Annotated in this window: 10 protein-coding genes; 6 read left to right on the top strand and 4 right to left on the bottom strand. The window is 73.6% G+C overall.

Annotation, left to right across the window (positions count from 1 at the left end; all coding sequences use genetic code 11):
- The gene (locus ACFWUQ_RS20770) at positions 1-993 is read right to left on the bottom strand and encodes a DNA-3-methyladenine glycosylase family protein (protein ID WP_384539933.1); all 993 of its coding nucleotides are present in this window, start codon (positions 991-993) and stop codon (positions 1-3) included.
- Positions 994-1287: 294 nt separating this feature from the next.
- Positions 1288-2670, bottom strand: coding sequence for a peptidoglycan recognition protein (locus ACFWUQ_RS20765; RefSeq protein WP_384539931.1), 1383 nt, complete (start codon positions 2668-2670; stop codon positions 1288-1290).
- Between the two features lie 139 nt (positions 2671-2809).
- Between ACFWUQ_RS20765 and ACFWUQ_RS20760 the strand changes: the two genes are divergently transcribed.
- The 4 genes from ACFWUQ_RS20760 (at position 2810) to ACFWUQ_RS20745 (ending at position 8748) form a co-directional block, all read left to right on the top strand.
- Positions 2810-3559, top strand: coding sequence for a TIGR03089 family protein (locus tag ACFWUQ_RS20760; RefSeq protein ID WP_384539929.1), 750 nt, complete (start codon positions 2810-2812; stop codon positions 3557-3559).
- 223 nt (positions 3560-3782) lie between these two features.
- Positions 3783-5015: an LCP family protein gene (locus tag ACFWUQ_RS20755; protein ID WP_384539926.1), complete on the top strand. Its 1233-nt coding sequence runs from the start codon at positions 3783-3785 to the stop codon at positions 5013-5015.
- 223 nt (positions 5016-5238) lie between these two features.
- The gene (locus tag ACFWUQ_RS20750) at positions 5239-6951 is read left to right on the top strand and encodes an LCP family protein (RefSeq protein WP_384539924.1); all 1713 of its coding nucleotides are present in this window, start codon (positions 5239-5241) and stop codon (positions 6949-6951) included.
- A gap of 63 nt (positions 6952-7014) precedes the next feature.
- Positions 7015-8748, top strand: a complete 1734-nt coding sequence (locus ACFWUQ_RS20745) for an LCP family protein (protein WP_384539921.1) — start codon at positions 7015-7017, stop codon at positions 8746-8748.
- A gap of 80 nt (positions 8749-8828) precedes the next feature.
- Here ACFWUQ_RS20745 and ACFWUQ_RS20740 read toward each other — a convergent pair whose 3' ends face one another.
- Entirely contained in the window at positions 8829-9872 is a 1044-nt protein-coding gene (locus ACFWUQ_RS20740) for a glycosyltransferase family 2 protein (RefSeq protein WP_384539918.1), read from the bottom strand.
- Positions 9873-10158: 286 nt separating this feature from the next.
- Here ACFWUQ_RS20740 and ACFWUQ_RS20735 point away from each other — a divergent pair, with 286 nt between their 5' ends.
- Complete coding sequence (locus tag ACFWUQ_RS20735; RefSeq protein ID WP_384539915.1) at positions 10159-11538, top strand: LCP family protein; 1380 nt, start codon at positions 10159-10161, stop codon at positions 11536-11538.
- A gap of 102 nt (positions 11539-11640) precedes the next feature.
- On the opposite strand, the gene ACFWUQ_RS20730 is transcribed toward ACFWUQ_RS20735, so the two are convergent.
- Positions 11641-12177 carry an acyl-CoA thioesterase gene (locus ACFWUQ_RS20730; protein WP_384539912.1) on the bottom strand — a complete coding sequence of 179 codons (537 nt, stop codon included), beginning with the start codon at positions 12175-12177 and terminating at the stop codon, positions 11641-11643.
- Between the two features lie 181 nt (positions 12178-12358).
- On the opposite strand from ACFWUQ_RS20730, the gene ACFWUQ_RS20725 reads away from it, so the two are divergent.
- Positions 12359-13705, top strand: coding sequence for an LCP family protein (locus ACFWUQ_RS20725; protein ID WP_384539910.1), 1347 nt, complete (start codon positions 12359-12361; stop codon positions 13703-13705).
- Positions 13706-13844: the final 139 nt, after the last annotated feature.

The raw sequence follows: 13844 nt of genomic DNA, 5'->3' as shown, positions 1-13844 counted from the left end.
TCACAGCCTGCCGATGTCGGTGCGCGGCATGCGCGGGACGCGGCGGGGCGGGGTGCGGCCCGCGAGGAGGATCAGCCGGGCGGCGCGGTGGCGCTGGCCGGCGTAGGGGGCCAGCAGCTCCAGCATGACGGCGTCGTCGGCATCGCGGTCGCCGGCCAGGGCGTAGCCGACGATGCCGGGCAGGTGCAGGTCGCCGGTGGTGACCGCGTCCGGATCACCGTTGCTGCGCTGGAGGGTCTCGGCGGAGGTCCAGGGCCCGATGCCGGGCACAGCCTCCAGCCGGGCGGCGGCGGCCGCGGGGGCCATCGCCGCGGCCTCCTCCAGCCGGGCGGCCACCCGGGCGGCCCGGACGATCGTGTCGGACCGCTTGGCGTCCACGCCCGCCTTGTGCCAGTCCCAGGACGGTACGAGGGCCCAGGTGCGGGGGGCGGGCATCACGTACAGGTCGGCGGGTCCCGGCGCGGGCTCGCCGTGCCGGCGCACCAGGCGGCGCCAGGCGCGGTACGCCTCGTCGGCGGTGACCTTCTGCTCCAGCACGCTCGGGATCAGGGACTCCAGGACCAGGCCGGTCCGGACGAGGCGCAGGCCCGGGCGGCGGCGGTGGCTGGCGTGCACGAGGCGGTGGCGGGGCACGAAGACGGCCGGGTCGTCGGCGGCGCCGAGGAGCACGGGCAGCTGGTCGAGGATCCAGTCGGCGCCGGACCCCCAGGCCTCGGCGGTGACGTCCTCCCCGGAGCGGCTGACCCGCAGGGTCGCGGGGCCCTGGGGGGTGCGGGTGGCCCGCCAGACGGAGCCGTCCGGGGTGGTGCGGAAGGTGGGGTCGCCGGGGCCGCGGCGCAGGGGCCCCAGGGTGAGGCCGAGGTCGACGGGGCCGTCGGGCCGCCAGGTCCGCGCGCGGGCCCCGGCGGCGGCCGTGCGGCCCGGTCCCGGGGGCACGGCGGTCCGGCCGCCGCGGACGGCGGCGCGGGTGAGGGGTTCGAAGCGGCCGGCCATCTCCCGAGCGTATCCCCGGCGGGGGGCTGGGCGGGACCGTCCGGGGTCCCGGCCGGGGGCGGGGCGGCGCGTGCGGGGCCTGGCCGGGGGCCGGTGTGCGTGCACCGTGCGGGTCACAGATCGGGGCTCCGCCCCGGACCCCGCGCCTCAAACGCCGGCGAGGCTGTAAGTCGCCTCGCACGGCATGCGGTGCTGTGAGTGGCGCCTCGCACGGCGGTCAGGCTGTGGGTGGTGCCTCGCACGGTGGCGGGGGTGTGGGTCTCCGCCTGGAGCGCCGGCGCGGCGTATGGGGGGTTAGGGGCGGCCCTGGAGTTTGGCGGAGGAGGTGCGGGTTGTGCCCAGTTTGCCGTAGAGCTGTTTGCCGGGGCACTCCGTGGCGAAGCCGTCGCGGTGGCCGGAGATGACGTTCATCGACACGTTCTGGCCCTTGGGGTAGCGGTTGCCGCCGCCCGACTTCAGGGTGGCCTTCGCCCGCGGGTCGCGGCCGAAGAGGCCGAGCTTCCAGGCGGTGAGCCGGGCGACCGCGTCGACCGCGGCCGCCGGCGGCGCCGTCGAGGTGTAGGTGCCGAGCACCGCGATGCCCATGCTGTCGGTGTTGAAGCCCATGGTGTGCGCGCCGAGCACCGCCTTGGAGACCCCGCCCGCGCGGCCCTCGTACACGGTGCCGCACTTGTCGACGGCGAAGTTGTAGCCGATGTCGCGCCAGCCGCTGCTGACGACGTGGTAGCGGTACAGGCTGCGGAGCACCGCGGGGGCGTCCTTGCAGGCGTAGTTGTTCCCGGAGGCGCTGTGGTGCACGAAGGCCGCCTTGACGGTGCTCGTGTACACGAAGGCCTTCTCCCGCAGGCTCTCGTCGGCGCCCCATCCCAAGCGGGTGACGATCCTCGGGCGCGGGCCGATGAACGGGGCGGCGGCCAGGGCGCCGTCGCTCGCGAAGACCGCGTCGGCGGTGGAGTCGGCCTTGTCGAGGGCGCTGATCTCCGTCGCCCCGAGCTCCGCGTGCGGCAGGTTCGCCGCCGAGGCCTCGGCCATCTCCATCGTCATGCCCGGCAGGGCGATCTCGCCCTTCTCGTCGTCGGCCGGGTTGCCGTTCTTGCCGTCCCCGGCTCCGGTGGGGCCGTCCGCGCCCGGGTCGACGAGCTCGATCCGCATCCCCGACGGCAGGCGGGCCGGGGCCCGGGTGGTCGGGGTGCCGGGTTCCGCCTGGACGCGGACCTCCACCCCGTCGGACTCACCCACCCACAGGGGGGCGGTCGCGCCGCGGACGCGACCGGATCCGCGTTCCGCCGCGTCGGGGTCGGCGGCGTGCTCGCTGTTGTGGGTTTCGACGTCCTGCCAGTCGGACCAGGTCGCCGTCCGCGTGGAGCGGGTACGGACCTGGACCCGGCCGTGCAGCTCGGTGGCCGCGTCGTCCCAGACGACGCCGACCAGCGAGAACGTCTTGACCTCCCGCGCACCCAGGCCCTGCGTCTCCGGGAGGCGGGGCGTGGCGCTCATGCCGGGGACGCCGGGCGTCCGGTCCGCCGAGGGTCCCAGGGGGACGAGGGGCAGCGACTGGGTGGACCCGGCGGGGTTCACGGGGGTGGTCTCGGCCAGGGCAGGGGTGGGGAGCGCGAGGGGCAGGGCCAGTACGGCAGCCGTCGCGACGCCGATCGAGGAAGCAAGGAATCCACGCATGAAAAGGATGGTGAGCACCCCCACCGTCGGGCGCCATCCGAGAACTGACGCCCCGTCCGCGCGGGGCGGGCCGCCCCTCCCCCTAACGGAGGAGCCGGCGACGGCCGTACGGGGGAGGGCCCCGCGTACCCTGTGCCGGGTGAACGCCACTGACCGCACCCCTGCCGACCTGCTGCGATCCGCGCTCGCCGCCGATCCGGGCCGCCCGCTCGTCACCTTCTACGACGACGCCACGGGCGAGCGCGTCGAATTGTCCGTCGCCACCTTCGCCAATTGGGTGGCCAAGACCGCCAATCTGCTCCAGGGCGACCTGGGGGCCGAGCCCGGTGACCGGCTCGCGCTGCTGCTCCCCGCGCACTGGCAGAGCGCCGTGTGGCTGCTCGCCTGCGCCTCGGTCGGCGTCGTGGTCGAGGTCGGCGGGGATCCGGCCGGCGCCGACCTCGTCGTCAGCGGCCCGGACACCCTGGACGCGGCCCGTGCCTGCTCCGGCGAGCGGGTCGCGCTGGCGCTGCGGCCGCTGGGCGGGCGGTTCCCGCAGCCGCCGGCGGGCTTCGCGGACTACGCGGTGGAGGTGCCGGGGCAGGGCGACCGGTTCGCTCCCTTCGCCCCGGTGGACCCCGAGGGCCCGGGGCTGGTCGTCGGCGGTGAGGAGCTCTCGTACGCGGAGCTGACGGAGCGGGCCCGCCAGGACGCGGCGAGGCTGGGCCTGGACGCGGGCTCGCGGGTGCTGACCGGGGGCGGCTACGACACCTGGGACGGGCTCTCGGCCGGTCTGTTCGCCGCTCTGGCCGCCGGCGGCTCCGTGGTCCTGTGCCGCAACCTGGACCAGCTCTCCGCGCAGGCGCTGGCCCAGCGCACCGAGAGCGAGCGCGTCACCCGTACCGTCTGACCGGCACGGCGCCGGGCGGACCGGGTCCCGGCCGCCGGCGCACCGCGCGATCCCGCGAGATCGCCCCCGGGCCCGCTCGGTGCCGACAACACGCGATCTGTCACCCGCATGGCCCTAGACAGGGGCCTGCCCCCGGGCTGCTCCAGCGGCCCGGGGGCAGGATCGGCAGTGGTCGCACCCACCCGTGCGGCCTGTGGCGCGAGCGGCGAGGGGACGGACGCGAGTGACCGACAGTGCGGGCATACCGGGCGGGACCGGAGCGGCCGGAGGCGGTACCAGGCCTCCGCGCGGCCGCCGGCGCCGCCTGCTGCGCTGGATCGGGCTCGGAGTGGCCCTGCTGGTCCTGCTGGGGGCCGCCACCGGCTGGTGGATCTACAACAAGCTCGACGGGAACATCACCGAGGACACCTCGGCGGCGGCCGAGCTGCGGCGCTTCGAGCGCGAGCGTCCCGCGCACGCCGACTCCGGGGCCCAGAACATCCTGCTGATCGGCTCGGACTCGCGCTCCGGCACGGAGAACCGGCAGTACGGCAAGGACCGGGGCACGCAGCGCTCGGACACCACGATCCTGCTGCACCTGCCGGCGGACCGGGCGAGCGCGACCGCGGTCTCGATCCCCCGGGACCTGATGGTGGAGGTCCCGAGCTGCCTGCAGGCGGACGCAAGCCGCTCCCGCGAGCAGTTCGCCCAGTTCAACTGGGCGTTCCAGTGGGGCGGGGCAGCCTGCACGATCCGCACGGCGGAGAGGCTCACGGGCATTCGGATCGACCACCACATGGTGATCGACTTCGGCGGGTTCAAGAAGATGGTCGACGCCATAGGCGGTGTGGAGGTGTGCCTGCGGCGGCCCATGGACGACGCCGAGGCGAAGCTGCGGCTGCCCGCCGGACGGCAGACCCTGCGGGGCGAGCAGGCGCTGGGCTTCGTCCGGGCCCGCTACAGCCTGGGCAACGGCAGCGACACCGAACGGATGGAGCGCCAGCAGGCGTTCCTGGGCTCGCTCGTCAAGAAGGTGCAGAGCAACGGGGTCCTGCTCAACCCGGGCCGGCTGTACCCGCTGCTGGACGCGGCGACCTCCTCGGTGACCACGGACCCGGGACTGTCCTCGCTGCGCGGCTTGTACGAACTCGTCCGGGGCGTGCGGGACATACCGACCGAGCAGGTCAAGTTCCTCACGGTGCCGCGCCGTCCGTACGCCGCCAACCCGAACCGGGACGAGCTGGTCGAACCGGACGCGGCCCGGCTGTTCGAGCAGCTCCGTACGGACAAGCCGGTCACCGTGGCGCCGCCGGAGGCCGAGCCCGAGTCCGGGACCCGGTCCGAGCCGCCGGCCGAGCCCTCCGGGACCGGGACGTCACCGACGAGCCCCGTTCCCCCCTCCGAGGGAACCGGTGCGACCCCCGTACCCGTCCCCACCTTTACCGGCACCACCGCGGGCACGGCCGGTTGCCGGTAAAGCAATCCCAAAAGCCGGTGACCGAACCGGGCGGGTTGCGCGGTTCGCCCCGTTATAAGGGGAGTGGAATTTGTCACCAGCATGGTTTGCAGTCGAACCGGACGGATAAGGTGAGCGATCCGGTGCCCCGGCCGACCAAGAGGGCGGGCACCAGCAGCCGGATCGTTGACCGGGCGCCCGGGGGAGGCGCGTCGCGAGGCACCGACGGAGGATTCGAGCAACCGTGGATGCGCAAAGCCGTGGGCGGGCAGACGAGATCGACCCCGCTGACCAGTGGGTGATCAACCCCCGCACCGGCCACTACGAACTGCGACTGGGCCAATCCGCTCCGCAGTCGAGGCCCTCGGTAGGCGCTCCCCGCCGATCGACCTCAACGCCCGTGGCCCCCTCCCCCGCCGTACCGAAACCGCGGCGCGGTGACGGCCCGCCCGGGCGGCGGGGCGGCCGGTCCCGCAAGGGCGGCGGTGGCGGACGCCGCCGCAGGACCCTCGTCGTCACCGGCGGGGCGCTGGCGTTCCTCCTCGTGACGGGGTCGGTGGGGGCGTACCTCTACTACGAGCACCTGAACGGCAACCTCAGCGTCACCGACATCGCCGGCGCCGGTTCCGGCGGATTCAAGAAGGACCAGGCCATCAACATCCTGGTCATCGGCACCGACAAGCGCAGCGGGGCCGGCAACGAGGGCTACGGGGACGCGAACAGCGTCGGCCACGCCGACACCACGATCCTCTTCCACGTCGCCAAGGACCGCTCCAACGCCACCGCGCTGTCCATCCCCCGGGACCTGATCACCGACATCCCGTCCTGCCCCACCAAGCAGCCGGACGGTACGACGAAGGAGATCAAGGGCACCAAGGGCACGCGCTTCAACAACAGCCTCGGCCAGGAGGGCCGCGACGCGGGCTGCACGATGCGCACCGTCAAGGACCTCACCGGGATCGAGGTCGACAACTTCATGATGGTCGACTTCAACGCGGTGAAGAACCTGAGCGCGGCGGTCGGCGGCGTGCCCGTCTGCCTGGAGAAGGCCGTCGACGACGAGGACTCCAAGCTCAAACTGCCCGCCGGCGAGCACCGGCTGGAGGGCGAGCAGGCGCTGGCCTTCGTACGGACCCGGCACGCCTTCGGCAACGAGAGCGACCTGGACCGGATCAAGACCCAGCAGCAGTTCCTCAGCTCGATGATGCGTGAGATGAAGTCCAAGGAGACGCTGACCAGTCCGAAGAAGTTCTTCTCCCTCGCGGAGGCGGCCACCAAGTCGCTGACCGTGGACCAGGGGCTGGGCTCGATCGACAAACTCACCGACCTCGCGGGCGAGTTGAAGGACATCGACCTCAAGAACGTCACCTTCACCACCCTGCCGGTGCTCGACAACCCGGCCGAGAAGGTCAAGGCCACGGTCGTGCTCAACCCCTCCCAGGCCGATCCGCTGCTGCAGATGATCCGGGGGGACGTCTCGCTCACGGAGGTCGAGCGCAAGGAGCAGGCCGCGCAGGAGGCCGCCGACGCGCAGGCGCAGGCCCAGCAGGACGCGCTGCTCCAGGGCGCCCGCGCGCCCGCGCAGGACGTACGGGTGAACGTGTACAACGGCGGCGGCCCCAAGGGGTCGGCCTCCACCACGCTGAACTGGCTGCAGACCAAGAAGGGCGTGCCGAAGGCCAGCAACCAGGGCAACGCGCCCGCCAAGGTCGGCGCCACGCAGCTGGAGTTCGCGCCCAACCAGGCCGACCAGGCCAGGGCGCTGGCGGACATGATGGGCCTGCCGGCCTCGGCCCTGAGGATGGGCACGGCGGACGCCCCGGCGAGGACGCCGATGAAGCTGACGCTCGGACCGGACTTCAAGGAGCCGGGCACGGCGCCCGCGGCGCCGGCGCCGCAGGCCGTGCCCGAGGGCGTCCAGCGCGTCGAGGCGGACAAGGAAGTCTGCGCGAAGTGACGGGGCGCGGCCGGTAGGACCGGCACCACAAACGACTGAGCAGTTTTCTTCAGGGGGGTACGTGTGAGGCACAGCAGCGTGCGGGGGGAGGGGGCGGCCGCCCGCGCCGCCGGGGACATACCCGGCGGCGGTACGGACGGCACGACCCCCACGGTGCCCCCGCCGCGGGGCGGTTCGCGGGCGGAACGCCGCGCGGCCGGCTCCAGACGGGAACGGCGGGGCCGTCGGCGGGTGCTGCGCTGGGTGTCCTCGGTGCTGGCCCTCCTCATACTCGGGACGGCGGCGGCCGGCTACCTCTACTACCGCCACCTCAATGGCAGCATCCAGACGGACGCGCTGAACCTCGGCGAGAACAAACTGGGCGGCTCCAAGCCCAACGCCTTCGGGCAGACCCCGCTGAACATCCTGCTCATCGGCTCCGACGCCCGTGACGGCGCGGAGAACGAGGCCCTCGGCGGCGGCTCGGACACCTTCGGCGGACCGCCCCTCGCGGACGTGCAGATGCTGCTGCACCTGTCCGCGGACCGCAGCAACATGTCCGTGGTGTCGATGCCCCGCGACACACTGCTCATGATGCCGAAGTGCACCGAGCCCGGCGGCAAGGTGCACCCCGCCAGCAAGGAGCTCGTCCAGACGAACGAGTCCCTGAGCCGCGGCGGACCGGGCTGCACGGTCGCCGCCTGGCAGGAGCTCACGAAGATACCCATCGACCACTTCATGATGATCGACTTCAAGGGCGTGGTCTCGATGGCGGACGCCATCGGCGGCGTCCCCGTCTGCGTCCAGGAGAACGTCCACTCCCGCACCCGTGACGGCAAGGGCTCCGGCCTGCGGCTGCCGAAGGGCGAGAGCATCATCCAGGGCGAGACGGCCCTGCAGTGGCTGCGCACCCGCTACGGGTTCGAGGACGGCACCGACATCGGCCGTACGCACGCCCAGCACCAGTACATGAACTCGATGGCCCGCGAGTTCCGCCGCAACGCCAAGCTCACCAACCCGGTGAAGCTCAACAGCCTGGCGCAGGCCGCCATCGAGGCGATGATCGTCGACACCGGCCTCAACAAGATCGACAAGCTGTACGACCTCAGCATGGAGCTCAAGAAGGTCCCGCCGGGCCGGATCACCATGACCACCATGCCGTGGGTCTACAGCACCCGCCCCCGTATGGAGGGCCGGGTCGAACCCATGGCGGGTGAGGCGGAGGCCCTGTTCCGCATGGTCCGCGAGGACATCGCGCTCGACGGCAAGGGCTCCGGTACCCCGGCGGACGGGGCCTCCGCGCCCGCGGAACCCGCCGCCACCACGGCGCCGGGCGCCACCGCCCCGGCCGACACCGGCGCGCCGGCCACCGGGGCCCCGCCGGCCGCGGCGCCGGCCTCGCCGCCCGCGAAGGTCGCGGTCGGCGTCCGCAACGCCACGAGCGGCAAGGACGGCGCCCAGGCCCCGGCCCAGGGCCGCGCGACGGACGTCGCCGCGCTCCTGGTCGGCAAGGGCTTCGCCAAGGCCGTCGCGGAACGGCAGACCGGGGCCGAGGACACCACGGTGGTCCGCTTCGCCGCCGCCGACCAGGCGGGCAACGCCGCCGCCCTGGCCACCGCGCTCGGCCTGCCGGCGACTTCGGTGCAGAAGTCGGACGAGGTCACCGGGATCGTCGTGTTCGTCGGCAAGGACTGGCGGACCGGCGCCGCGCCGACTCCGCCGCCGCCCGCGCCGACCAAGGCACCGGACTCCGCCCACGCCCTCAACGGCGACAACGACAAGGCGTGCATGGCCATCCAGCCGGGCTTCACCTGGTAGGCGGTACCCGGGGCACACGGAAGGGGCCCGGCGGGACCGCGTGATCGCGGCCCCCGCCGGGCCCCTTGCCCGTACGGGCCTCAGACCTGCGAGGGGTCGTGGTGGTCCTGGCTGCCCCGGCACACCGGCGGGCGGCGGGTCGCGATGAGCTTGCGGGCGAGCGAGCGCGGGCTGGTGAGGAAGCCGAAGCCCCAGCACAGGTGCATGGTGGCGAGGGCGACGGGGATCTGCGCCCGGGCCTTGAGGGACAGTCCCCGGCCCGCCGGGACGGAGCCGAGGACGATGGCCGCGAGGTAGCCGGCCGGGACCGCGAAGCCCACCGGGCTGACGGCCGCGCCGACGACGACACCGGCGGCGAGCGCGCACACCAGCGTCGGCGGGGCCAGGTAGCGCACGTTGATGGAGCCCGCGTGGTAGCGGGCCACCACGTGGCGCCAGCGCCCGTAGTCCTTGTACTGCTTGGCCAGGGCCCGTACGGAGGGCCGCGGGCGGTACTGGACCTTCAGCTCCGGCGAGAACCAGATCAGGCCGCCGGCCCCGCGGATACGGAAGTTCAGCTCCCAGTCCTGGGCGCGGATGAACTCCTCGTTGTACCCGCCCTGCTGCTCCAGCGCCTCACGGCGGAAGACGCCGAGGTAGACCGTCTCGGCCCGACCGGCACGGCCGCCGGTGTGGAAGGGCGCGTTGCCGACACCGATCTTCGAGGTCATCGCCGCGGCGACGGCCTCCTCCCAGCTGTTCTCGCCCTCGGCGTGCATGATGCCGCCGACGTTCTGCGCCCCGGTCTCCTCCAGGAGGCGTACCGCGGTGGCGATGTAGTTCGGCGAGAGCATGCCGTGGCCGTCGACGCGTACCACGATCGGGTGACGCGAGGCCTTGATGGCGGCATTGAGGGCCGCCGGGGTGCGACCGGTCGGGTTCGGGACGGTGTGGACTCGGGAGTCCTCGCGTACGAGCTCGGCGGCGATCTCGTCGGTGCGGTCCGTGGACGGCCCGAGTGCGATCACCACCTCCATCTCGCCCGCGTACTCCTGGTCCAGGATGTGGCGGACGGAGTCGCGGAGGTGGCGCTCCTCGTTGAGCACCGGCATGATCACCGAGACTGCGGGCTGCTGGGCGGGCATGTGGTCCTTCACGGTCGGGTATCGGTGTCACGTTACCGCGTACGGGGGAACCGGATGCGCGCCGAGTGAGCGGTACGGACAGAGGCTGATCGTATGGGCCTACTGTCTGACGCGTCCGAAGCACCTCTCCCACCCCACACCCGGTCTCCCTGCCGACCCCGCGGAGGTGTCCGCCGTGCCCCAGCCGCACCGTCCCACCCGTCCCGCCAGGCCACCGCAGCCGCCGCGCGCGCGGCGGACCGGCGGCGGTCCGGTCCGGCGCCGGGGCGGGCGCCCCCGGTGGGGGGTGCGGATCGCTGCCGGGCTCGCGGTGGTGGTGCTGGGCTCGGGAGCCGTCGGACACGCGGTGATGACGGGCCTGGACACCGGGATCGAGCGGGTGGACCCCTTCAAGGACATGAAGAACCGCCCGCAGGCCGGGCACGGCCTGAACGTCCTGCTCGTCGGTACCGACGGCCGGGGCCGGATCAGCCCCGAGGAGAAGCGCGAGTACCGCCTCGGCGGGGCGCCCTGCCACTGCACGGACACGATCATGCTCGTGCACCTGTCGGCGGACAAGAAGCGGGCCAGCGTGATCAGCCTGCCCCGCGACAGCTACGCGGAGGTCCCCGCGCACCGGGACCGGATCACCGGCAAGGCGCACAAGGCCCACCCGGTGCGCCTGAACGCGGCGTACGCGGAGGGCGGACCCAACCTGACGGTGCGGACCGTCGAGAACATGACCCGGGTGAAGATCGACCACTACCTGGAGGTCGACTTCACCAGCTTCATGCGGACGGTCGACGCGATGGGCGGCGTGGAGATCTGCACCGCCAAGACCATGCGCGACCGCGGCACCGGCCTCGACCTGCTGCCGGGCACCCACCGCCTCAGCGGCGGGCAGGCCCTGCAGTACGTGCGCTCGCGCCATGTCGACGGGGCCTCCGACCTGGGCCGGATGCAGCGCCAGCAGCGCTTCCTCGCGGCCCTGCTCAAGCAGGCCACCGGCAGCGGGGTGCTGCTCAACCCGGTGAAGTTCAAGCAGGTCAGCTCCACCCTGCTCGGGTCGGTGCGGGCGGACAAGGGCTTCGGTTCGGAGCAGATGCTCGCGCTCGGGCAGGCGATGCGGGACTTCACGCCCTCGTCCTCCGAGTTCGCCTCGGTGCCGATCGGGAGCCCCTCGTACCGGGTCAAGGGCATCGGCTCGACCGTGCGGTGGGACGAGCCGAAGGCCGCCCGGCTGTTCGAGGCGCTGCGCGAGGACCGGCCGCTCGCCCCCGTGCGCACCGGGCAGGCCGGCGCCCGCCCGGTGGCGGTGCCGGTGGACGTCCCGCCGAAGCAGATCCGCGTGCAGGTGGAGAACGGGACCCGCATCGACGGGCTCGGCGGACGGGTCGACGCGGCACTGCGCGCCACCGGCTTCGACACCACCGGGACCCCGGGGAACGGCGCCGGCCGCGACGTCGAGCGCACCGTGATCGCCTACGACCCGCGCTGGGACCGCACCGCGCGGACGGTGGCGACCGCGCTGCCCGGCAGCCGGCTGCGCGCGGTGCCGGGCCAGGGGCGGACGGTTGTGGTGATCGCCGGGGCGGACTACCGCACGGTGGTGCCCGTACGCGCCGAGGACCCGCACCAGGGGCCGTTCGGGGTGGTCACGGGCGACCAGGTGGTCTGCGGCGGCTGAGGGCGGGGCCGCCGGGCCGACCCGGACCGCCGCGAGCCGTCAGGCGTCGGACGTCAGGGCCCCGTGCCGACCCGGCCGGCGTCAGCCGCGGGTCGTCAGGCGTCAGTCGTCGAAGCCCTGGGCCGAGCGCTCCTCGCGCAGGGCCATGATCGCCTGCCGTCGGGCCAGCCGGTGGGTACGGCGGATCTGGGCCTCCTGGTAGCGCCGCTCGTCCTGCTCCGTCTCGGGGAGGACCGGCGGCACCCGGCGGGGCTTGCCGTCGGAGTCGACCGCCGCGAAGACCAGGTAGGCGGTGCCGACCTGGGTGGCCGGGGTGGACTCGTTCCACCGCTCCGCCAGGACCCGTACGCCGATCTCCATGGAGGAGCGGCCGGCCCAGTTGCACTGGGCCTTGACGTGGACGAGGTCGCCCACGCGGACGGGCGCGAGGAAGGCCATCTCGTCCATGGACGCGGTGACCGCCGGGCCCCCGGAGTGGCGGCCGGCCACGGCACCGGCCGCGTCGTCCACCAGCTTCATGATCACACCGCCGTGCACCGTACCCAGGAGGTTGGTGTCGTTGGCGGTCATGATGTGGCTGAGAGTGGTCCGCGAGGCCGCGGTCGGCTTCCCCGGGAGCTCGCCCGGTATCTCTGTCATACCGCCACTTTAGGGGGTGCCCGCGCGGCCGGTCCGGTCCGGCCGGGGCCGTCCGGCGTGGCCGAAGACCGCCCCCCGCCGCGTACCGGGCGGATCCCGGAGGCATCAGCTTGGCAACAGCACCGGTACGGATCGTCCACCGGGGTGTCGGGCGACACGCCGGGCCGGGCATCCTTGGCACATGAATGACTGGCCAGAGGGGTGGAACGGCGACCGCGACGAGCGCGGGCGCCGCGACGACGGGTACGGACGGGGCAGCGCGCGGGCGGAGCCCGAGGGCCCGCAGCGGATGCGGCACGTCCAGCGGCAACAGCCGGCGCGCCCGCCGCGCCCCACCGTGCCGCCTCCGGCGCGGCCCCCGGGGAGCCGCCCCGCGCCCGGGGTGCCCCCGCAGCAGGCGCGCACCCCCGGCGGCCCCGACACCTACGGCGGCTACGACAGCGGCTACAACACCGGGCAGGTCTACGGGACGCCCCCCGGCGGCGGCCCGGGCGGGCCCGGGGGGCCGCAGCGGCCGCCGACCGGCCCCGGGCGGGCCCCGGGTCCCGCGCCCGACTGGCGCCGGCGGATCAAGGTCGGATCGATCGTGGCGGTCTCCGCCCTGCTGGTGACCGGCATCGCCACCTACGTGTGGGCCGACTCCAACGTGCGCCGCGAGGTGGACCTCTCCAAGGTCGTCGAGCGGCCGAAGGAGGGGGACTGCACGACGTACCTGATCGTGGGCTCCGACAGCCGCGAGGGCATGTCCGCCGAGGAGAAGAAGAAGCTGCACACCGGTTCGGCCGAGGGCAAGCGGACCGACTCGATGATGATCCTGGCGAAGTGCTCCAGCGGGAACACGATGATCTCGCTGCCCCGCGACTCCGACGTGGAGATCCCCTCCTTCGTCGGCTCCCAGTCGGGCAAGAAGTTCCCGGCGCAGGGGCGGCGGGTCAAGCTGAACGCCGCCTACGCGGAGGACGGCCCCGAGCTGCTGGTGCGCACGGTGGAGCACAACACCGGCCTGCGCATCGACCACTACGCGGAGATCGGCTTCGCCGGCTTCGCGAACATCGTGGACGCGCTCGGCGGGGTGGAGCTGGACATCGAGCAGGGCTTCAAGGACGAGAAGTCGGGCGCCGACTTCCAGGCCGGCAGGCAGACCCTGAACGGCGAGCAGTCACTGGCCTTCGTCCGCACCCGGTACGCCTTCGCCGAGTCCGACCTCCAGCGGACGAAGAACCAGCAGAAGTTCCTGTCGGCGCTCGCGAGCCAGGCGGCGACCCCCTCGACGGTCCTCAACCCGTTCTCGCTCTACCCGATGCTGGGCGCGGGCCTGGACACGCTGATCGTGGACAAGGACATGGGCCTGTGGGACATGGGCCAGATGTTCTTCGCGATGAAGGGCGTCAACGGCGGTGACGGCGTCTCGATGAACATGCCGATCTCGGGACAGCGCGGCGGCAACCTGGTCTGGGACAAGGCGAAGGTGCAGCAGCTGGTGAAGCAGATCCAGAACGACGAGAAGGTCACCGTCCGCGCCCAGTGACGGCGGCGGTACCGGGGGCGGGGGGGGCCGGGGGGGCCCGGGGCCCCCCGGCGCCGCCCGGCCCCCCGCGGGCCCGGGGGAAAGGCGGGCGGCCGGGGGGGCCCCGGGCCCCCCCCCCACCCCCCCCCCCCCCCCCCCC

This window comes from Streptomyces sp. NPDC058662 (assembly GCF_042716255.1).
Classification (GTDB): Bacteria; Actinomycetota; Actinomycetes; order Streptomycetales; family Streptomycetaceae; genus Streptomyces.
This window is presented reverse-complemented; position numbering and strand designations above follow the sequence as displayed.